The organism is Streptomyces rhizosphaerihabitans (assembly GCF_025399795.1).
GTDB lineage: Bacteria > Actinomycetota > Actinomycetes > Streptomycetales > Streptomycetaceae > Streptomyces > Streptomyces rhizosphaerihabitans.
The window spans coordinates 1-20,281 of sequence record NZ_JAODTZ010000019.1; the positions used below are offsets into that span (position 1 = coordinate 1).

14 protein-coding genes and 3 pseudogenes are annotated in these 20,281 nt (G+C 70.1%); 6 read left to right on the forward strand and 11 right to left on the reverse strand.

Annotated elements, in window-relative coordinates; all coding sequences use genetic code 11:
* Positions 1-177 (reverse strand): annotated as a pseudogene (locus tag N4G66_RS20215) (methylmalonyl-CoA carboxyltransferase); the annotation flags it as partial.
* A 251-nt stretch (positions 178-428) separates the two neighbouring features.
* A complete protein-coding gene (locus tag N4G66_RS20220; protein WP_261705533.1) occupies positions 429-926 on the reverse strand; it encodes a hypothetical protein in 498 nt (165 codons plus the stop codon).
* 306 nt (positions 927-1,232) lie between these two features.
* On the opposite strand from N4G66_RS20220, the gene N4G66_RS20225 reads away from it, so the two are divergent.
* Positions 1,233-1,853, forward strand: a complete 621-nt coding sequence (locus N4G66_RS20225; RefSeq protein ID WP_261705534.1) for a YceI family protein — start codon at positions 1,233-1,235, stop codon at positions 1,851-1,853.
* A gap of 167 nt (positions 1,854-2,020) precedes the next feature.
* Positions 2,021-2,212 (forward strand): annotated as a pseudogene (locus N4G66_RS20230) (N-acetyltransferase); the annotation flags it as partial.
* Between the two features lie 107 nt (positions 2,213-2,319).
* Here the strand turns inward: N4G66_RS20230 and N4G66_RS20235 are convergent.
* Positions 2,320-3,672 (reverse strand): hypothetical protein, encoded by a 1,353-nt coding sequence (locus tag N4G66_RS20235; RefSeq protein WP_261705535.1) that lies wholly within the window; start codon positions 3,670-3,672, stop codon positions 2,320-2,322.
* 350 nt (positions 3,673-4,022) lie between these two features.
* Between N4G66_RS20235 and N4G66_RS20240 the strand changes: the two genes are divergently transcribed.
* Entirely contained in the window at positions 4,023-4,154 is a 132-nt protein-coding gene (locus N4G66_RS20240; RefSeq protein ID WP_261705536.1) for a hypothetical protein, read from the forward strand.
* Positions 4,155-4,223: 69 nt separating this feature from the next.
* Here N4G66_RS20240 and N4G66_RS20245 read toward each other — a convergent pair whose 3' ends face one another.
* Positions 4,224-7,265, reverse strand: coding sequence for a glycoside hydrolase family 3 protein (locus tag N4G66_RS20245; RefSeq protein WP_261705537.1), 3,042 nt, complete (start codon positions 7,263-7,265; stop codon positions 4,224-4,226).
* 302 nt (positions 7,266-7,567) lie between these two features.
* Between N4G66_RS20245 and N4G66_RS20250 the strand changes: the two genes are divergently transcribed.
* Positions 7,568-9,442: a ricin-type beta-trefoil lectin domain protein gene (locus N4G66_RS20250; protein WP_261705538.1), complete on the forward strand. Its 1,875-nt coding sequence runs from the start codon at positions 7,568-7,570 to the stop codon at positions 9,440-9,442.
* A gap of 34 nt (positions 9,443-9,476) precedes the next feature.
* A complete protein-coding gene (locus N4G66_RS20255) occupies positions 9,477-9,965 on the forward strand; it encodes a hypothetical protein (RefSeq protein ID WP_261705539.1) in 489 nt (162 codons plus the stop codon).
* 7 nt (positions 9,966-9,972) lie between these two features.
* Here the strand turns inward: N4G66_RS20255 and cimA are convergent, their stop codons facing one another.
* From cimA to ureA, 5 genes and pseudogenes are all read right to left on the reverse strand, one after another.
* Positions 9,973-11,577 (reverse strand): citramalate synthase, encoded by a 1,605-nt coding sequence (gene cimA, locus N4G66_RS20260; RefSeq protein ID WP_261705540.1) that lies wholly within the window; start codon positions 11,575-11,577, stop codon positions 9,973-9,975.
* A gap of 427 nt (positions 11,578-12,004) precedes the next feature.
* Positions 12,005-12,595 carry a TetR/AcrR family transcriptional regulator gene (locus N4G66_RS20265; protein WP_261705541.1) on the reverse strand — a complete coding sequence of 197 codons (591 nt, stop codon included), beginning with the start codon at positions 12,593-12,595 and terminating at the stop codon, positions 12,005-12,007.
* 16 nt (positions 12,596-12,611) lie between these two features.
* Positions 12,612-13,649 (reverse strand): agmatine deiminase family protein, encoded by a 1,038-nt coding sequence (locus tag N4G66_RS20270; RefSeq protein ID WP_261705542.1) that lies wholly within the window; start codon positions 13,647-13,649, stop codon positions 12,612-12,614.
* 23 nt (positions 13,650-13,672) lie between these two features.
* Positions 13,673-15,349 carry an urease subunit alpha gene (locus tag N4G66_RS20275; protein WP_261705543.1) on the reverse strand — a complete coding sequence of 559 codons (1,677 nt, stop codon included), beginning with the start codon at positions 15,347-15,349 and terminating at the stop codon, positions 13,673-13,675.
* A 236-nt stretch (positions 15,350-15,585) separates the two neighbouring features.
* A pseudogene (gene ureA, locus N4G66_RS20280) lies at positions 15,586-16,260 on the reverse strand (urease subunit gamma); the annotation flags it as partial.
* Positions 16,261-16,424: 164 nt separating this feature from the next.
* On the opposite strand from ureA, the gene N4G66_RS20285 reads away from it, so the two are divergent.
* Entirely contained in the window at positions 16,425-17,858 is a 1,434-nt protein-coding gene (locus N4G66_RS20285; protein ID WP_261705544.1) for a cytosine permease, read from the forward strand.
* On the opposite strand, the gene N4G66_RS20290 is transcribed toward N4G66_RS20285, so the two are convergent.
* Complete coding sequence (locus N4G66_RS20290; RefSeq protein WP_261705545.1) at positions 17,805-19,145, reverse strand: KamA family radical SAM protein; 1,341 nt, start codon at positions 19,143-19,145, stop codon at positions 17,805-17,807. The two genes, N4G66_RS20285 and N4G66_RS20290, sit on opposite strands and share 54 nt — an antisense overlap.
* Before the next feature lie 14 nt (positions 19,146-19,159).
* On the reverse strand, positions 19,160-20,230 hold the full coding sequence (locus N4G66_RS20295) for a hypothetical protein (RefSeq protein WP_261705546.1): 1,071 nt from the start codon (positions 20,228-20,230) through the stop codon (positions 19,160-19,162).
* Positions 20,231-20,281: the final 51 nt, after the last annotated feature.

Genomic DNA, 20,281 nt, shown 5'->3' on the forward strand with positions numbered 1-20,281 from the left:
ACGCTCCCGAGCCGTCAGCTTGCCCTTGGCATGCTGCGCCTCGGTCGCCTTCTCACTGGGGCCGGCCAGCGCCCGGCCACGGATCGCGTGCAGCTCGGCCACACGTCCGCGCGCGTCCGTCGGTTCACCTGTGGAGCTCGTGGAGCTGGCGGTGTCGGCTTCGTCCAAAACGGTCATGTAGCGACCATACGAAGTCCACCAAGGAAAGAGGCCCGTCGACTCTGCACAGTCTCCGGACCGTTTTCCTGGTGCTCCTGAACAGAACCGCCATCACATGCAGGCGATCCGACTGCCCAGAGGGGCTTGGGCTTGTTGAGATCACACAAACCGTTGGACCGAGAGCCACCTCACATTCATGAGCGGCACATGCCGTCACCGGGGTGACGCGGACCCCCGTTCGGCGGTCCGCGCACCCCGCAGGCACCGGCTCAGCAGCCGCCGCAGTTGTAGTAGAGGACGTCCCAGTGGCTGCCCTCGTCGGCGTAGATGTTGCCGGCACCGGACTGATACTGCGGGGCACCGTCGCCGCGCAGACCTATGTAGCTGAAGGTGTTCTTGATGTACGCGGTGACGCAGGTGTTCTTGCCGTAGTCCAGCTTGTAGCCGTTCCAGTGCGAGTAGGTGCCGCTCGCGTGACCGGTCTCGGTGCCGCCGGTGATGTTGAGCGCGCAGCCGCTGGCCCCCTTGAGGGTCTGGGCGCCCTGCGCTGTGGCGAGGTTCAGCTGCTCGAACGACGTACAGGTGGAGTTGTTGCGGTCGGAGCAGTTGCCGGAGGAGGACCAGGTGATGCCGGACTGCCGGAACATCGAGGTCGCGGTGGCGTGACTGATCTTGCTGACGGCGAAGGCATCGGTGGCGGTGCCGACGACGGCGACACCGGGGGCCACGACAAGGGCGAGAGCGGTCAGCGCTGACCTGAGTCTCATCTGGGGGGACCTTTCCTGCGGAGGACCGTCGGACGGCCGTACGGGCATACGGCCGTGATTCCTGTGGGGCGGCTGTGCAGGGGGTGCATGCAGATGGTGCCCGAGTTCTACGCGCGTTCGCCAGAGGCCGGACACGTGCAACCCACCGTGACGCTGGAGCCACTCTCCGGATAATGTTGAAAGTTGAACGGAATAGGTCTACGGTTGCCCTTGTTGAGCTCGTTGAACGTTCAACAGATTTGAACATTCAAAGAACTGACGCCGTGGCTCCCCCGGAACCGCGGCCCGTCCCCCAAGGAGCACCTCATGGGCATCTTCGGCCGCAAGACCACCGACACCGCCGAGTCCGCGGGCACCGCGACGGCCACCGCCGTGAACCCGGACCTGGCCGCGCTGACCGGCGACTACACCATCGACCCGGCCCACTCGACGATCGGCTTCGTCGCCCGGCACGCGATGGTGACCAACGTCAAGGGCAAGTTCAACGACTTCGAGGGCACGCTGCACCTGGACGGCGGCGACCCGGCCAAGTCGACGGCCTCCCTCGACGTCAAGATGGACAGCATCGACACCGGGTCCGCGGACCGCGACGGCCACCTCAAGAGCGCCGACTTCTTCAAGACCGACGAGTTCCCGGCGATGACCTTCCGCTCCACCAAGGCGGAGGCCCTGGGCGGCGACAACTACCGGATCACCGGCGACCTGGAGATCCTCGGCACCACCCGGCAGCTCACCATCGACCTGGAGTTCAACGGCGCCGCGAAGGACCCGTTCGGCAACGAGCGCGTGGGCTTCGAGGGCAAGGCCGAGATCCTGCGCTCGGAGTGGGGCCTCACCTGGAACGCGGCCCTGGAGACCGGTGGCGTCCTCGTCTCCGACAAGATCAAGCTGAACTTCGACATCTCGGCGATCAAGAACGCCGGCTGAGTCACCGGCTTCCGCCGGGCCGCGTCGGCCGGCTCCGGCCGACCCGTTCGCCGCGGCGACACCCCGAGCGCGCCCGCCCGCCCTCCCCGTACGGAGGGGACGGGCGCTCCGGTTTCCTCGCTCCGGTTTCCACACGCGGTCACTTCACCCGCGCCTGGGCATTTCACCCGCCCGAGAAGGCGGGCGCCGACGCCGAGATCTCGTGGTGGGTGGTGGACGAACGGGTCGGTACGGCGCTGGAGCGGGACCTGGATCTGCTCGTGCCCCGGTGGATCGCCGAGGACTGGCCCTTCCGCCGACCACGGTTCATCGGGCGTGATCCGTCCTGGCGCGACTGGCCGGCCCTGCCGGACGCGTAGAACCGGACGCCGGAGCCGGAAGCCCGGAGCCGGACGACTGGAGCCGGACAGCTGGAGTGGATCCTCCCCAGGGACCGGGGCGGGGCTCCCGCGTCCTCGGAGTCCCCTCAGAAGCCGCCGCCGAAGTCGCCGCCGCCACCGAAGTCGCCGCCCCCGCCGTCCCCGAAGCCGCCGCCGAAGTCACCGGGGTCGAAGTCGGCACCGGAGACGTCGCCGCCGTCGTAACCGCCGCCGAAGTCGCCATAACCGGTGCCGTAGGCGGCCCCGTACCCGGGGCTCGCCATCATGCTGCCGAGCACGGTCCCGACGAGGAGGCCCGGCAGCACGCCGCCGCCGAAGTAGCCGCCGGCCCAGGGGCCGTACGCCGGGCCCGCGTCCCAGTACGGACGGCGGCCGTGGTCGGTCTCGACCTCGCGGATCGCCGGGTCCTCGCCGCCGACGAGGCGGATCCAGTCGGCTTTGCAGACCGGGACCTCGCGGGGTGCGCCGCCGGCGGGAGTCCAGGCCGCGTCGGCGACGGACGGGCCGTGGCGGGGGTCGAAGAAGCAGGGCGCCCGGCGTTCGGGGACCGGGCGGCCCTCGCGGCGCGCGGCGAGCACGGCCAGCGAGAAGCGGCCCTCCTCCAGGGACTGGGTGACGGCGCGTACGTCCTCGGGGCGCTCGGCCTTGGCCATGAAGGACTTCGCCTGTTCGTACGCGTCCAGCCCGCGTTCGTAGTCCGCGCGCATCGCGTCGTCGGCACCCGCCTCCGCGGGGTGGAAGTCGAGCCGGTCCAGCTCCTCGCCGAAGGCGGTGATGTCCTCGTCCACGACCACGCGGAGCCTGTCGAGCGCCGCCCGCTGTTCGTCCTCCTTGCGGCGCCGGTTGCGGCGCACGACCGTGTACGCGCCCGCGCCGCCGACGACGGCCACCGCGCCGACCGCGATGAGCGCTCCCACCGGGACGCCTGTGCCGTTCGTGCCGCCGCCCCAGCTCGCGGGCGCCGAACCGTGGATGTTGGCGAGCGCGCGGTCGGTGAACTCGTTCAGCTGGGTGTTCGCGTCCGACACGCCCTGGACGCTGGTGACGAGGTTCTGCACGGCCGAGCGGGACATCACCGAGGAGTCGGCGCGGGCGTCGAAGCGGTCGCCGAGCCTGATCTCGTAGAGGCCGGTGACACCGGTGGCGGTGCGCAGGTCCTGGAAGAGGTTCCGGGTGGGGAAGTTCGCGGGGAGCACGGCGACGAAGACCGGCTTGTCCGCCTTCTTGATCTTGGCGGCGAGGGCGTTCGCCTCCGCCCCGGAGAGCTGGGCGGAGGCGGCCGGGTCCACATAGACGGGGCCCTTCCGCAGGGCCGCAGCGACGGTGGAGACGTCGGTCGCCGCATGGGCCCGGGGCGCCGGGAACCACACCATCGCCAGGGCCGCGAGTGTCAGTGCGACCAACAGGCCTGGAAGTCCTCGGGTGCGTGCGGCCCTCATGCCTTTGAAGCTACCCGAACCGGAGCAAAACTGGACATCGGGAGGGTGGCTTCCCACTACGGTCGGGGCCCGGCCGAACCCATCGGCGCCGGGCCCGCCCGCCGTGGAGCACACCATCGGGCCGGCGCCCCGCAACGATCCGATTCCGCCTACCGGAACTATGGCCTCCATCACAGCAATTTCTGGCATGGACCTGATGAAGTAGCCGGATGGTCGGACTCATCCTTCGCGTTCTCCCGTTCTGAGTTCGCGAGCCGCTGCTCATCGCCGTCGGCTTCCCCTTCAGCGGCGCTCTCTTCTATGCCGCGGCGCGGGACGGGTCGGCCTTCGGCGCGTTCCTCGGTGTCGTGATGCTCCTGGTCTCCGTGTTCCGCGTCTACATCGTGATCAAGGCTCTGAAGGCCCGCAAGCTGGCCAAGGAACTCCGGAGCGCCGCCGCGGCGACGGCGGCCACGGCGGCGACTGCACCGACCGCGTCGTAAAGAGCAAGGACCGGAACGCGGGCCGACCGGGGCTGATGTCCAGCCCCGGCCGGCCCTCCACGCCCTTCCTCACCCTGCCCGGTACGCCTCCGTCAGCTTGGCCACCGCCTGCGCGTAGTGGCCGGTCAGCAGAAGATGGTCGGCGTCCGCGAAGGGCCCCGCGTTCGCCGCGGTGATCGACGAACCGATCTTCCGCTGGACGAGCAGGCGGGCCTTCGTCACGGCGGCGCGGCCGATCTTGTCGGCGCCGGACTGCTCCGCCGCCGAGGCGACCAGGGCGAGCGTCCGGAGTGCGGCCGTGCCGCCGCCCGGTACGTTCGTGAGCGTCGTGAGACCCCAGCCGTACGGGAACTGCGGGTCGTAGGAGGTGTCACCGACGTTGATCGGCACCTGGGCCGCCGACTTCGGCCAGGTGACCGGGAGCTGCCCGGTGAAGGCGCGCCTTCCGTAGAGGACGTCCGCGACACCGTCGCCCTCGGTGCCCGGCAACCAGGAGGCGACGAGGGCGTCGACGGCGCCGAGCCGGTCGCCGATGAGCTGCGGGCGGCCCGAGACGATCAGCACCGCGCACTTCATGGCCGCGCACACCTTGTCGACGGCGGCCTTGTCGGCCGCGGTCAGCTCCAGATCGTTGCCGTTGCCGACATCGCCGACACCCTCCGCGTACGGGGTCTCGCCGACGACGACCACACCGACGTCGTAGCCGCCGGTCGGTGCCGAGGCGTCCTTGGAGTAGGTGACGTCACCGCCGGCGTTCCGCATGCCCTGGAGGATCGTGGTGCCCTTGGTGATGGGGCCGGACGAGCCCTGCCACGTGAGGGTCCAGCCGCCGGTCTGGTTGCCGAGGTCATCGGCGTTCGAACCGGCGACGTACACCTTCTGGGACTTCTTCAGCGGCAGTACGCCGTCCGCGTTCTTCAGCAGGACCTGGGACTCGGCGGCCGCCTGCCGGGCCACGGCCCGGTGTGCGGCCGAGCCGATCTTCGACGCGCCGCTCGTGTCCGCGTACGGCTTCTCGAAGAGGCCCAGCTCGAACTTCTGGGTGAGGATGCGCGACACGGCGTCGTCGATCCGCCGCGCGCTGACGCGGCCGGCGTTCGCCTCGGCCGTGAGCGTCGTACGGAAGTCCTTGTACGAATACGGCACCATCATCATGTCGACGCCCGCGTTGACCGACGTGCGGACGTGCGAGGCGTAGTCGCCGGGGAGCTGGTCGATGGCGTTCCAGTCGCTGATGACGAAGCCGTCGAAGCCCATCCGGCCCTTGAGGACACCGTTGATCATGTCGGCGCGGGCGTGCATCTTCACCGGCCCCTGGCCGTCGCCGACGATGTCGAGCGAGGAGTAGGACGGCATGACCGAGCCGATACCGCGGTCGACCGCCGTCTGGAACGGGGCCAGGTGCACGGCCTCCAACTGCTGCCGGGTGACCGTGGTGACGCCCTGGTCGAGGGTGTACGAGCCCGTCGTGGACGTTCCGTAGCCGGTGCCGCCGTCGCCGACGAAGTGCTTGGCGGTGGCGAGGACCTTGTCGTCGTCCTTCAAGTCCTTGCCGCTGCGGGCGCCTTGGAGGCCCTGGACGATCGTCTCCATGGACTGGACGAGCGCCGGGTCCTCGCCGAACGACTCGTAGGAGCGGCCCCAGCGTTCGTCGCGGGACACGCACAGACAGGGGGCGAAGTCCCAGGGGATGCCGGTGGCGCGGACCTCGGAGGCGGTCACCGCGCCCGTCTTCTCGGCCAGTTGGGGATCACGGGTGGCGCCGATGCCGATGTTGTGGGGCATGACCGTCGCACCGGCGAGGTTGTTGTGGCCGTGCACCGCGTCCACTCCGTAGATCAGCGGGATCTGGAACCGCGTTGCCTGCGCCCGCAGTTGGTAGCCGTCGACCATCTTCGCCCAGGCCTCAGGGGTGTTGGGCGTCGGCGTGGATCCGCCACCGGAGAGCAGCGACCCGAGGTCGTAGGAGGCGATGTCGCCGCCCGCGCCGATCGCGCCGCGCTCGGCCTGGGTCATCTGTCCGGCCTTCTCCTCCAGTGACATCCGGGAGACGAGGTCGGCGACCCGCTTCTTCACGGGCAGTTTCGGGTCCAGGTACGGGAGTCCGTGGGCGTCGATGACGGCCTGCGGGGTCTCGGCGGGGGCCTTGGCACCCGTCACCGTGAGCTTGAGGGGGATCGTCTCGGCCGCTTCGGCGGACCGGTCCCGCAGGGTCGGGATCCTGATGATGCGGCTCGTGCCGGACGTCGTGCCCGCCGGGAAGGTGACCTCGCCCCGGACCTGGGTGTAGTCCTTGCCCGGCTCGGCGGTGCCGCCCGCGCTCTCGTATCCGACGGTCACGGGCTCGTCGATCGGGGCGGAGCCGGTGGTCGCGACGGAGACCTTCACGCTCGCGGTGCCGCCCTCCTTCACCGGGTAGACCGCGGCATCGGTCGTGACGGAGGCGCGCAGGGACTGGTCGGCCTTGCCGTACAGCTCGACGTCGTCCATGGCGAACTGCCCCTGGACACCGACCGGGAGGGTGAGGGCGTACCCCCACATCTGTGTCAGGCCGAGGACCTGGTCGATACCGCCGACCGGCTGGTAGTCCGTGCGATAAGTGAAGTCGGTGAAGGGGATCTCGATCTGTTTCCAGCCGGTGAAGTCATCGGTGAAGGAGGTCGTCCACAGCTCCGAGGCCTCGCCGTTCGCGCCGCCGTCCTTGATCTCGAAGGCGATCTTCTTGGCGTTGTCGTGGCCGTCCCACCAGAAGCGGATGCCCTTGTGCGCGGACCAGTCGTGGGCCGGCCGGCCGGCGTCGAAGTCGTGGGTGAACCCGCCGTAGCCGCTGATGTCGTAGTCGCCGGTGAGGACCTTGGCGCCCTCGGGCGCCTCCGACCGCGCGGTCAGGGCGAGCTTCGGCGGATCGTCGCTGTCGCCGCCCCAGGTGAAGATGCCCTCGGCGGGCTGGCTCGCGAAGGGCACCTCGCCCTCGAAGCGGTCGACCGGGACGGGAGCGGGATCATCGGCCGCCGCCGTTCCCGCCGAAGCGAGCGGAAGCAGTCCGGCGATCAGTGCGGCACCGGCCAGCAGAGCTGTTCTTCGTACGGAATTCCGATCGAGCCCTGTCAATGGGATCCCCCCTCGACTCTCACGTTCTTCTGACGACGTGCTTCTTCTGTTGACGTGCTTCTTGACGACGTACTTCTCGCGATCACTCACTCTTCTTACGACTTAGATCACGGCGTGAGTTAACTGACGTCCCGGCAACCCGTCAAGACTTCACGTCAGAACCGGTACACACTCAAGTCACGGCCGGATCAGGGCAGTTGTTCCTTCAAACTGTGAACGCGCGCCCCCTTGACGTGGCTCCGTAGTCGTCATTTACTCACGCCTCGCACGCCTTCCCCCCACCTCCAGAAGGGCGGCGCTCCATGAGGAGATCCACCAGAAGATCCACCCGGGCGGTCCGGCTGATCGTCGCGGGGCTGCTCGCCACCGCGGGATTCACGGCGGCAGCGCCCGCGCACGCCGCGGGCGAACAGGTCACCGCCTATCTGACGACGACCGACGACGACGGCGGACGCCATGTCGTGCGCGGGCTCCAGGCTCAGGCTCCGTTCGCCTTCCAGTCGGGCAGCGGCGGCAGCGGCGAGAACATCACCGTCGACGAGAACACCCGGTACCAGACCTTCACCGGCGGGGGCGCCTCCTTCACCGACACCGCGGCCTGGCTGATGAACAGCAGCGGCGCGCTGTCGCAGAGCACCCGCGACGCGACGATGCGCAAACTGTTCTCACCGACGGACGGGATCGGACTGTCCTTCCTGCGCAATCCGATGGGCGCCTCCGACCTCGCACGCTACGGCTACACCTACGACGACGTGCCGGCCGGGCAGAGCGACCCGAACCTGGCGCAGTTCTCCGTCGCGCACGACCTGGCCGACGTGGTACCGCTGACCAAGCAGGCGCTCCAGCTCGATCCCTCCCTGACGGTGATGGCCTCACCGTGGACGGCACCGGCCTGGATGAAGGACAGCGGGTCGCTCAACGGCGGCTGGCTGAAGTCCGAGGACTACGGCGCGTACGCCTCGTACTTCGTCAAGTACCTTCAGGCGTACAAGGACCAGGGCGTTCCCGTGTCGTACGTGACCGTCCAGAACGAGCCGACATGCTGCTCCGGCTATCCGTCGATGAGCTGGAACGCCTCGGGCCTCGCCTACTTCACGAAGAGCGAGCTGCTGCCGAAGCTCAACGCGTCCGGTCTGTCGACGAAGGTGCTGGCGCACGACTGGAACTGGGACGTGTACGACTCCTACGCCGCGGGGACCGTCGACGACGCCGCGGTCCGCTCGAACGCCAACTTCGGCGGGATCGCCTGGCACGGCTACGGCGGTGACGTCACCAAGCAGACGAGCGTGCACAACCAGTACCCGGGCCTCGACGCCTTCGGGACCGAGCACTCCGGCGGCACCTGGATCGCCAACCAGCAGCGCGAGGACATGCTCAACATCGTCGACTACACCCGCAACTGGGCGAAGTCGGTGACCAAGTGGTCGCTCGCCGTGGACCAGAACAAGGGCCCGCACAACGGGGGTTGTGGCACCTGCACCGGGCTCATCACCGTGCACAACGGGGACGGGGCGAGCGGGACGGTCGACTACACGGTCGAGTACTACACGATGGGGCATCTGACGAAGTTCGTCCGGCCCGGGGCGCAGCGGATCGCCTCCACGGCATCCTCGGCCGTCCCGAACGTCGCCTGGCGCAACCCTGACGGTTCGAAGGCGCTGATCGCCTACAACGACGGCTCGGCCGCCAAGTCGGTCACCATCAACTGGGGTGGCCAGCACGCGACTTATTCACTGCCGGGCAAGACCTCGGCGACGTTCACCTGGTCCGGGACGCAGTCGGGCGGGGGCAGCCGGTCGGGGGCGTTCGTCGGCCTGGCCGGCAAGTGCCTGGATGTGGCGGGCGGTTCGAGCGCCAACGGCACGGCGGTGCAGCTCTACGACTGCAACGGGTCCGCCGCACAGTCCTGGACGGTCCAGTCCGACGGATCGGTGCGCTCGCTCGGCAAGTGCCTCGACGTCACATCGGGGTCGACGGCCGACGGCGCGAAGGTGCAGTTGTACGACTGCAATGGAACCGCCGCACAGCAGTGGTCGTACAACTCCGCCACCGGTGATGTGGTGAATACGGCGGCCAACAAGTGTCTGGATGTCACGGACAACTCGTCGGCGAACGCCGCGCGGGCACAGATCTGGTCATGCACGGGGGCCGCCAACCAGAAGTGGCTGCTCCAGTAGGGCGGGCCCTGTCCCGCCGGTGAGGGGGACGGGCATGAGACGTGCGGGAACGGCGGCGGCCGGTGTCGTCGCCGGGGCACTGCTGCTCAGCGGATGCGGGGCGGTCGATCTGCCGCTCGCCGGGGTCCGGATGGGGGCGGACGGGGTGCCGTACGCCCTGATCCGGCCCTGTGGTGACGACACGTACCGCAAGCCGTCGCTCGACGGATGGGCCGGGGGCGACGGGAACGGACCGGCCACCACCGGCTGGGACGTACGGAAGGAGGAGCTGAGCGGGGACGCGGAGTTCCCGCTCTTCTCGCCGCCGGGCACCTGGCGGGCCCGGCACCGGGGTGCCCGGCGGCTGCTTCCCGGGCACCACTACTCGCTCGGCTTCGGCCACTACGTCACCGGCGACTCCTACAACGGGGTCGTCGACTTCTCCACCGGTGACATCGCCGCGCTGAAGCCCGGCCAGGTATGGGCCGACGACCGGGCGATGAGCCTCGGCGAGTTCGAGAAGCTCGCCGAGGACTCCTGCTGAGGCGGACCTACGCGGCCGGCTCGACGCCCGCGCGCAGCAGCCCGTAGGTGTACGCGTCCTCCAGGGCCTGCCAGGACGCGGCGATGACGTTCTCCGCCACGCCGACCGTGGACCACTCCCCCGTGCCGTCGGAGGTGGAGATGAGGACGCGGGTGGTGGAGGACGTGCCGTGCTTGCCCTCCAGGATGCGGACCTTGTAGTCGACCAGCTCCAGCTTGGCGAGCTGGGGGTAGAGCGTCTCCAGGGCCACCCGCAGGGCGCGGTCGAGGGCGTTGACGGGGCCGTTGCCCTCGGCGGTGGCGACGATGCGCTCGCCCTTGGCGAAGAGCTTGACCGTGGCCTCGTTGGCGTGGCTGCCGTCGGGGCGGTCCTCGACGATGGCCCGCCAGGACTCGACCTCGAAGTACGTGCGTGCCTTGCCCTCGGCCTCCTCGCGCAGCAGGAGCTCGAAGCTCGCGTCGGCCGCCTCGTACGTGTAGCCCTTGAGCTCGCGCTCCTTGACGCGCTCGACGACCCGGCCGACCAGTTCGCGGTCGTCGCTGATGTCGACGCCGAGTTCCTTGCCCTTGAGCTCGATGGAGGCGCGGCCCGCCATGTCGGAGACCAGCATCCGCATGGTGTTGCCGACCTGCTCGGGGTCGATGTGCTGGTACAGGTCGGGGTCGACCTTGATCGCGGAGGCGTGCAGGCCCGCCTTGTGGGCGAACGCCGAGACACCCACGTAGGGCTGGTGGGTGGAGGGGGTCAGGTTGACGACCTCGGCGATGGCGTGCGAGATCCGGGTCATCTCGCGGAGCGCGCCCTCCGGGAGCACCTTCTTGCCGTACTTCAGCTCCAGGGCGGCGACGACCGGGAACAGGTTGGAGTTGCCGACCCGCTCGCCGTAGCCGTTGGCGGTGCACTGGACGTGGGTGGCGCCCGCGTCGACGGCGGCCAGGGTGTTGGCGACGGCGCAGCCCGTGTCGTCCTGGGCGTGGATGCCGAGCCGGGCGCCGGTGTCCGCGAGGACGGTGGCGACCACGGCCTGGACCTGTGCCGGGAGCATGCCTCCGTTGGTGTCGCACAGGACGACGACATCGGCGCCGGCCTCCGCGGCGGCGCTGACGACCGCCTTGGCGTAACCGGGGTTGGCGCGGTAGCCGTCGAAGAAGTGCTCGCAGTCGACGAAGACGCGGCGGCCCTGGGCGACCAGGTGGGAGACGGTGTCGCGGACCATCTCCAGGTTCTCCTCCAGGGTGGTGCGCAGGGCGAGTTCGACATGCCGGTCGTGCGCCTTGGCGACCAGGGTGATCACCGGGGCCCCCGAGTCCAGGAGCGCCTTGACCTGGGGGTCCTCCGAGGCCTTGCCACCGGCCCTGCGGGTCGCTCCGAAGGCCACGAGCTGGGCGTGCTTGAAGTCGATCTCCTGCTGGGCGCGGGCGAAGAACTCGGTGTCGCGGGGGTTGGCGCCGGGCCAGCCGCCCTCGATGAAGCCCACCCCGAAGTCGTCCAGGTGCCGCGTGATGGTCAGCTTGTCCGCCACGGTGAGGCTGATGCCCTCGCGCTGCGCGCCGTCGCGCAGCGTCGTGTCGAAGACGTGGAACGCATCGTCGAGCTCGCTGGTTTCCGTCATGGTCTCAAGGCTCCTGTATTGAACTCGGTCTACCGGAATGACCGGCTCCACCGTCCCCCAATGATCCCTCGCGCTGCGCTCCCGGCTGAAGGTGGGCCAGAAATGCGAAAAACCCCTCGCGGGTGCGAGAGGTCTGCGCGCGGGTCGAGAACGACGGTGTCCGCCCGTACCTGGTCGTACGTGGCGGTCACTGCGGACCGGCGCGCCTGCTGCCAATAATCGTGGCGAACGAGAGCACGGGGGCAGTCTGGCACATACCGCCCCCGTGCTCACACGGTGTCTCAGGATGCGAGCACTGGGCTACGTGGTTGGTGCGGATGTACGACGAACACGTCCGCGCCCCGGAGGTACCGTCGGGCAGCGGATGCCCGGCGGGGACGAGCGCCGGGCCTGCCCAGGCGTCTGGCCGACTGTCCGCGAACGCCGTTCAGCCCAGCGACTCGTCGAGGAACTCCCGTACGTGGGAAAGGACTTGGTCACGCCCGGTGCCGCGCAGACCGATCGCCACATGGATCGAGAAGCCGTCGAGCAGGGCACGCAGCCGGGCGGCGAAGCGGTCCGGGTCGACGGCGCGGAACTCACCGCGCGAGACCCCCTCGGCGAGCAGTGCGACGAGGTCCCGGTGCCAGGCGCCCTCGATGGCCACCTGCCGTTCGCGGGCGTCGTCGTCCGCGTTCTGGGAGTGGTTCCAGACCTCCAGCCACAGCGTCCAGTGCGGGTCCCGGTGGCCGTCGGGGACGTACAGGGAGACGTAGGCGTCCAGGCGCTCGCGGGCGGTTCCGCGCGCGGCGAGCAGCCGGCCGCGCTCGGCGCCGAGGCGGCCCTCGCTCCACTCCAGGGTGCGCAGCAGCAGCTCGTCCTTGGACCGGAAGTAGTAGAGGAGGTGGCCGCTGCTCATGCCGACCTCGCGGCCGAGCGCCGCCATGGTGAGCTTCTCCAGACCGCGCTCGGCGATCATCTCCATGGCGACGGCGAGGACCTCCTCGCGCGGTGGCGCGTTCTTCCGCGCACCGGCCATCCGTGACTCCCGATTCTCAGACCTTCGGCTGCTGCTGGGTGATGCAGTGGATGCCACCGCCACCCGCGAAGATCGTACGTGCGTCCACCAGGGTCACGGTCCGCTCCGGGAAGAGCCGCCGGAAGATGCCCGCCGCGATCTCGTCGCGCGGGTCGTCGAAGCCGCACAGGACGACGCCGTCGTTGCAGAGGTAGTGGTTGATGTAGGAGTAGTCGGCCCAGTGGCCGTCGGCCTCCAGGACCGTCGGGGCCGGGACCTCGACGACCTCGATACGGCGTCCGCGCGCGTCGGTCTGCGCCTTGAGCAGCCCGATGACCTCCCGGCTCACCTCGTGGTCGGGGTGCGCCGGGTCCTGCTGGGAGTGCGCGACGATCACGCCGGGCCGGGCGAAGGCGGCGACGATGTCGACGTGGCCGAGCGTGCCGAAGCCGTACGGGGGGTAGTCGCCGGTCAGACCGCGCGGCAGCCAGATCGCCTTCCGGGTGCCGAGCTGGGCGTGGATCTCCGCCTCGACCTGCTCACGGGTCCAGCCGGGGTTGCGCTCGGGGCCGAGCTGAACGGTCTCGGTGAGCAGCACGGTGCCCTCGCCGTCGACATGGATCGCGCCGCCCTCGTTGACCAGCCGTGAGGCGTACGCCTTCGCCCCCGCCAGGTCCGCGACCTCGGCGCCGATCTTGGAGTCGTGCTCCCAGCGGGCCCACTCCTGGGCGCCCCAGCCGTTGAACGTCCAGTCCACGGCGGCGAGTTGCCCCTGCCCGTCAGTGAGGAAGGTGGGGCCGATGTCGCGCATCCAGGCGTCGTCCAGTTCCCGCTCGACGGTGTCGATGCCGGGGCCGAGGAGTTCGGCGGCCGGTGTGGACTGGCCCGGACCGCACACCACGGTGACCGGTTCGAAGCAGCGGACCGCGCGGGCCACCGCCGCCCAGGCCGCCCGCGACTCGGCGAGGTCCTCCGGGTTGTCGAAGGTGGGGTTGGGACCCGGCCACGCCATCCAGGTGCGCTCGTGCGGGGTCCACTCGGCGGGCATGCGGAAGCCGTCGGCGGCAGCAGACATGGGTGATCCTTAGAGGCTGTCGATTACAGGAAGTACAGGCGGTTGAGGGAGACCGAGTCGGCGGGATCGGAGCGCAGCGGTTCGCCGTCGAGGGTGACCAGGCCGGTGCGCCCGTCCACGTCGACCGCTCCGGTACGGGAGTTGAGGCGCAGGTCGGCGGGGCCGATGCCCCGGGTGCCGCGGACCGCGACACGGCGGCGGCGGGTCGGCATGCTGTCGTTGCCCTGGTCGAGCGCGGCCTGCGCGACGAAGGCCACCGAGATCTCGGCGGGGGTCGCGCCGTGCGCCCCGAACTGCGGCCCCAGGACCAGGGGTTCACAGGTGTCGGTGGCGGCGTTGGGGTCGCCGACGACACCGTAGGCCGGGAAGCCGGACTTCAGGACGAGCTGCGGTTTGGCGCCGAAGTACTCGGGGCGCCAGAGCACGATGTCGGCGAGCTTGCCGGTCTCGATGGAGCCGACCTCGTGGGCGAGGCCGTGCGCGATGGCCGGATTGATGGTCAGTTTGGCCATGTAGCGCAGGACGCGTTCGTTGTCGTGGTCCTCGGGGGCGCCGAACTGGGCCTTCATCTTCCCCGCCATGGCGAAGGTCCGGCGCACGGTCTCGCCGGCGCGGCCCATGCCCTGCGCGTCCGAGGAGGTGATGCCGATGGCGCCCAGGTCGTGCAGCACGTCCTCGGCGCCCATGGTCCCGGCGCGGATGCGGTCGCGGGCCATGGCGGCGTCGCCCGGCAGGTCGGTCTTCAGGTCGTGGACGGAGACGATCATGCCGTAGTGCTCGGCGACCGCGTCCCGGCCGAACGGCAGGGTCGGGTTGGTGGAGGAGCCGATGACGTTCGGGACGCCCGCCATCTTCAGCACGTTCGGGACGTGGCCGCCGCCGCAGCCCTCGATGTGGAAGGCGTGGATGGTGCGTCCTTCGAGCACCCTGAGGGTGTCCTCGACGGACAGGCATTCGTTCAACCCGTCGCTGTGCAGGGCGACTTGGACGTCGTGTTCCTCGGCGACCCGCAAGGCCGTGTCCAGGGCCCGGGTATGGGCGCCCATGTCCTCGTGGACCTTGAAGCCGCTCGCGCCGCCCTCGGCGAGCGCCTCGATCAGCGGCGCGCCGTCGGAGGACGAACCCCGGCCCAGGAAGCCGATGTTGACCGGCCAGGCGTCGAAGGCGCCGAAGGCGTGGCGCAGCGCCCAGGGCGAGTTGACGCCGACGCCCCACACCGGCCCGAACTCCTGGCCGATGATCGTGGTGACGCCGGAGGCGAGGGAGGCCTCCATGATGCGCGGCGAGAGCAGATGGACGTGCGTGTCGACCGCTCCGGCGGTGGCGATGAGTCCCTCGCCGGAGACGATGGACGTACCGGTACCGACGACGACGTCGACGCCGTCGAGCGTGTCGGGGTTGCCGGCCCTCCCGATCGAGCAGATCCGGCCCTCGCGGATGCCGATGGACACCTTGCGGATGCCCTGGACGGCGTCGATCACCACCACGTTGCTGATGACGACGTCGCAGGTGTCCCGGACGGCGGCGGCCTTGAGGTGCAGTCCGTCGCGGGCGGTCTTGCCGAATCCGGCGAGGAACTCGTCGCCGGGGAGCTGGGCGTCGGACTCGACACGGATGGTCAGCCCGGAGTCGCCGAGCCTGACCCGGTCACCGGCGCGGGGGCCGTGGGTGGCGGCGTAGGCGTAGGGATCGATACTCATCGGCCGGCTCCTTCGTCTCCGGGGTGTCCGTCGGCTTCTTCGACTCCGCGGTGCCCGGCGGCCTCTTCTGGTCCGGAGTGTCCGGCGGCCCCTTCCGCTCCGGAGTGTCCGGCGGCCCCTTCTGGTCCGGGGTGTGCGCCGGTTCCTTCCGCTCCGGAGTGTCCGGCGGCCCCTGCGGCTCCGGGGTGTCCGCCTGCTCCTACGGCTCCTTCTGCTCCGGAGTGTCCGCCTGCTCCATCCGCTCCGAGGTATCCGCAGGCGGCGGCCCTGCGCAGGGCCTCTTCCTTCGCTCCGGGCGCGTCCAGCGGGCCGTCGACCAGACCGGCGAAGCCGATCGCGATCCGCTCGCCGCCGATCGGCACGAAGCCGACCTCGGCGCTCTCGCCGGGGCCGAAGCGGACGGAGGACCCCGCGGGCACCGCGAGCCGCATCCCGTAGACGGCCGCCCGGTCGAAGGCGAGCCGCGGGTTGGCCTCGAAGAAGTGGAAGTGGGAGGTGACGGAGACCGGCACGCTCGCGGTGTTGGTGACCGTGAGCCGCAGGACGGCCGGGGGCTCGGCGTGGGCGGCCGCGGGCAGCAGCGCGCCGGGGGCCCGGTCGCCGAGTCCGCCGCCGATGGGGTCCGAGACGACCGCGAGCCGCGAGCCGTCGTCGAAGACGGCCTCGACGTGCACCTCGGTGACGACGTCCGCGACGCCGGGCAGGACGTCGTCGGGACCGAGGACGGACCGGGCCGCCTCGATGGCCTCGGCCAGCCGCCCGCCGTCGCGGGCGGTCTCGCAGACGGTGTCCGCGATCAGCGCGGTGGCCTCCGGCACGTTGAGCCGCAGTCCGCGCGCCCTGCGGGCACGGGCCAGCTCGGCGGCCGAGAACAGCAGCAGTCGGTCACGTTCCGTGGGGGTCAGTCTCACGCCACGACACCTCCTCGCCTTCCTCCAGTTAGAGCATCACTCTAAACGTCCGATTCATGGAAGGGAAACATTGACGGACAAGCATCGGAGACGCCACATTGAACGTCGCTCTAACTCTTGGTGCTTCCCGCACCACGCCAGGCGGCCGTCAAAGGAGACCAGCCATGCCGATCGAACAGCGCGGAGTCGACACCATCCCCGACGAGGAACGCACCAGCGGACCCCGCGACCTGGTGTCGATCCTGCTCGGTTCCAACCTCTGCCTCGGGGTGATCATCTTCGGCTGGCTGCCACCCTCGTTCGGGCTCGACTGGTGGTCCTCCGTGAGCTCGATCGTGGCAGGCACGGTCGTCGGAACGGCCCTCACCGCGCCGCTGGCCCTCGTCTCGCTGCGTACCGGCACGAACCTCTCCACCTCCTCCGGCGCGCAGTTCGGCGTACGCGGACGACTGGTCGGCTCGGTCGTCGGCCTGCTCCTCGCCCTCGGCTACACCGCGCTGACCGTGTGGATCGGCGGCGATGTGATGGTGGGCGTCCTCGGCCGCCTCTTCGGCCTGGAGGCGAACGGCCTGGCGTACGCCGTCGTCTACGCCCTGCTGGCCGCCGCCACCGTCGCGGGCGCCGTCTACGGCTACCGCGTGCTGCTCGCCATGTCCCGCGCCCTCGCGATCGGCATGACGGCCCTCCTGGTGGTCGGCGTGATCGCGTACGCCCCGCACTTCACCACCGCGGCGCTCCCGGAGACCGGCGGCTATCTGCTCGGCTCGTTCTGGCCCACCTGGCTGCTCGCGGCGGTGGCGGCCGGCCTGTCGGGCCCGATCGCGTTCATCACGCTGCTCGGCGACTACACCCGCTACATCTCCCCCGAGCGCCACTCCTCCCGCACGGTCCTGCACGGCACGTGGCTCGGTCTGATCGCCGGCCTGCTGGTCCCCCAGCTCTTCGGCACCTTCACGGCGTACGGGGCCCGCGCGGCCCTGGACTACGCGGGCCCGCTGGTCTCCACGTCCCCCGGCTGGTACCTGGTCCCGCTGCTGCTGGCCGCCTCCGCGGGCTCGGTGGGCAACGCCGGTCTGATGCTCTACTCGATGGGCCTCGACCTCGACGCGATCCTGCCCCGCGCCTCGCGTGCCCGCGCCACCTGCGCGGTCGCCGTCGTCGCCATGCTCTGTGTGTTCGTCGGCCACTACGCCTGGAACGCCCAGTCCGCGATGACGTCCTTCGTCCTGCTGCTGACCGCGATCGGCACCCCGTGGGCGGTCATCACGCTGATCGGCTTCGTCCGCTGCCGCGGCGTCTACGACCCCGACGCCCTCCAGGTCTTCAACCGCCGCTCCCGCGGCGGCGTCTACTGGTACAAGGCCGGCTGGAACCTCCGGGCCACGGCGGCCTGGGCGCTGGGCGCCTTCGTCGGTCTGCTGGCCGTGTCCCTGCCGTCGTACGAGGGGCCGCTGCTGTCCCTGACCGGCGGGGTCGACTGCAGCTTCGTCCTGTCGGGACTGGTCGGCGGCATCGTCCACCTGGCCCTCTCGCCGAAGCAGACGTCACACGGCGTCGAGTCCGGGCAGGAACCGGCTCGCGCCGAAAGCAGGCTTTAGATCGCTGAACCAGGTGGCGCGCTCGTCGTACGCCGCGAAGAACGGCCGCCCCACCAGGCCCGGATCGCGGGCCTGGATGAGGTGCAGCGCGAAGACCTTCTCACCGGCCACCTCCGCCGTCCCGTCCACGCAGACCTTGCCCGGCATCGCCGACATGACCGGGCCGCGCACGGTCCGCGCGAGGCCGGACACCTGGGCGTAGGCGTCTCGGAAGATCTGATGGCAGCGGGCCAGCGGCACCCCGAAGTAGCCCTGCGGGCCGGTGTCCCGCTCGACGAACTGGTAGTAGGGCACCGCGCCCAGCGCGGTCGTCTCGTTCCACAGCTCGGCCCACGCCCCGGCGCTGTCGTTGATGCCCCTGACCAGCGGCCCCTGGCAGCGGATCACGGCCCCCGTGTCACGCACCCTGCGCATCGCCGCGCGAACGGCCCGGGGCCGCAGCTCCTGGGGGTGGGTGAAGTGGGCCATCAGCGCGAGGTGACGGCCGCTCGCCACCACCTTCTCCAGCAGCCGCAGCAGTTCATCGGCGTCGCGGTCCGTGAGGAAACGGTACGGCCAGAAGGCGAGCGCCTTGGTGCCGATGCGGATCGAGCGGATCGTGTCGATCTCCAGGAGCGGTTCGACGTACCGGCGCAGCACCTCGGTGCTCATCACCATCGGGTCGCCGCCCGTGATGAGCGCGCTGGTGACCTCCGGGTGGGCGCGCAGATAGGCGGAGGTGGTGGCGATGTCGTCGGTGGCGATGCGCAGGTCGGACTCCCCGACGAACTGGGGCCAGCGGAAGCAGTACGTGCAGTAGGCGTGGCAGGTCTGGCCCTGGCGCGGAAAGATCAGCACCGTTTCCGGGTACTTGTGCTGGAGACCGGGAAGGCGACGGCCCTCGTGCACGGGGACGTTGGCGTCGAGCTGGCCGGAGGGATGCGGGTTGAGCTTCATCCGGATCTCGTGGGCCGCACGCAGCACATCTGCCTTCGGGGCCTCCTGGGCGAGCAGGTCCGCCATCTGCTTGAGGTCGGGCTCGGGCAGCATCTCGGCCTGCGGGAACGTCAGCCGGAAGATCGGGTCGTCGGGCACGGCCGCCCAGTCGATCAACTCGTCGACCACGTAGCTGTTCGTACGGAACGGCAGGACGGCCGCGACGGCCCGCAGGGCGAGTCGCCCGTCGGGCGGCAGTGACACGCGCTGGAGCAGGCCGTCCAGGTCACGCGGCGTGAAGGCACGGAAGCGGGGGCTCGTGCCGGAGGATCGGGGGCTCGCGTACGGAGCCGGGTGGAGCGCAGAACCCATTGGTGCCGGAGCCTCTATTCCGTGAACGAAGCCGCTGGCCGCAATTCGACGAAGGCGGTCGCCCGCGCATCGTACTTCTCCGCGAAGTGCTGGGTGAGCAGCGCGTGGAGGTGGCTTTCGTCGTCCACCACGACCAGTTCGTGCGCTCCGGGGGCGCTCAAGGCCTCGCTGTGCGCCGACAGTTGGTCCAACCGGTGACGGGCCATGTACGAAACGAGGTCGTGCCCGGCGACGTACAGGGCGTCGTCCGCGTAGACGAAGCGGCAGCTGAACTCCCGGCGTCCGTCGGTCGCGTCGACCAGGGTCACCGGCAGATGGGTGAACCGGTCCATCGGCTTGCTCTGCTGCCAGAGCTCGTCGAAGCGCTGTTCGACGAAGGTGCCGAGCGGGGAGCGGACGGCGACTTCGAGCTGGACGCCTTCGCCGGAGAGGCGGCCGACCGTGAGGAAGGAGACCAGGGAGCGGTCGTCCCAGCGGTAGAGGGTCACACCCGGGGACGTGGAACACAGGCGTACTTCGAGGAGTTGACGGCAGTCCTCGTCGAGCCGGAGCGCGAACCGGTCCAGGGTGCGCAGGTTGCGCATGATGTCGCGGCGGATGTCGGCGCTCTGTTCGCCCAGTTCACGGCCGCGCAGGATGACCGCCAGGGAGTCGGGGTCCAGAAGCAGGATCTGCACACGGGCGCCGTGCCCGGTGGCCGCCTTGATGCCACGGAACAGACGTTCGGAGAACTGCGGGCCGAACACGCTGGAGAACGTGTCGAGGACCTTGACGTTCGAGGTCGAGCCGTAGACCTGGGCACTGAACCACTCGTAGTCCAGCCGGGTGTGCTCGCGGACCCGGCCCTCCTGGGCGCGGCTGATCAGCGGACCGATCACGAAGACGGTGACGACGACACCGACGATGTCGGTGCCGAGGTTGAGGGCGAGGTTCTCCTCGTAGTTGTCCATCCGCGAGCTGCTCCAGAGCAGCAGTGCGGCGACGACGGCGAGCAGACCGAGAACCGTGAGGCTCTGGGGCCGGCGCGGGGTGCGCAGGGTGCGCAGCAGCCAGCGCGGTCGTGACAGCGGCGACCTCGCGCTCACCTGCGCTCCCTCCGTGGCCGTGCGGGCGCACAGGAGGACACGCTCCCCCCG

Coding starts and splice junctions, on each gene's coding strand:
- N4G66_RS20255 (WP_261705539.1), top strand. CDS start 9,477: ATGAGACGTGCGGGAACGGCGGCGGCCGGTGTCGTCGCCGGGGCACTG.
- N4G66_RS20265 (WP_261705541.1), bottom strand. CDS start 12,595: ATGGCCGGTGCGCGGAAGAACGCGCCACCGCGCGAGGAGGTCCTCGCC.
- N4G66_RS20275 (WP_261705543.1), bottom strand. CDS start 15,349: ATGAGTATCGATCCCTACGCCTACGCCGCCACCCACGGCCCCCGCGCC.
- cimA (WP_261705540.1), bottom strand. CDS start 11,577: ATGACGGAAACCAGCGAGCTCGACGATGCGTTCCACGTCTTCGACACG.
- N4G66_RS20220 (WP_261705533.1), bottom strand. CDS start 926: ATGAGACTCAGGTCAGCGCTGACCGCTCTCGCCCTTGTCGTGGCCCCC.
- N4G66_RS20285 (WP_261705544.1), top strand. CDS start 16,425: ATGCCGATCGAACAGCGCGGAGTCGACACCATCCCCGACGAGGAACGC.
- N4G66_RS20290 (WP_261705545.1), bottom strand. CDS start 19,145: ATGGGTTCTGCGCTCCACCCGGCTCCGTACGCGAGCCCCCGATCCTCC.
- N4G66_RS20225 (WP_261705534.1), top strand. CDS start 1,233: ATGGGCATCTTCGGCCGCAAGACCACCGACACCGCCGAGTCCGCGGGC.
- N4G66_RS20240 (WP_261705536.1), top strand. CDS start 4,023: ATGCTCCTGGTCTCCGTGTTCCGCGTCTACATCGTGATCAAGGCTCTG.
- N4G66_RS20235 (WP_261705535.1), bottom strand. CDS start 3,672: ATGAGGGCCGCACGCACCCGAGGACTTCCAGGCCTGTTGGTCGCACTG.
- N4G66_RS20250 (WP_261705538.1), top strand. CDS start 7,568: ATGAGGAGATCCACCAGAAGATCCACCCGGGCGGTCCGGCTGATCGTC.
- N4G66_RS20270 (WP_261705542.1), bottom strand. CDS start 13,649: ATGTCTGCTGCCGCCGACGGCTTCCGCATGCCCGCCGAGTGGACCCCG.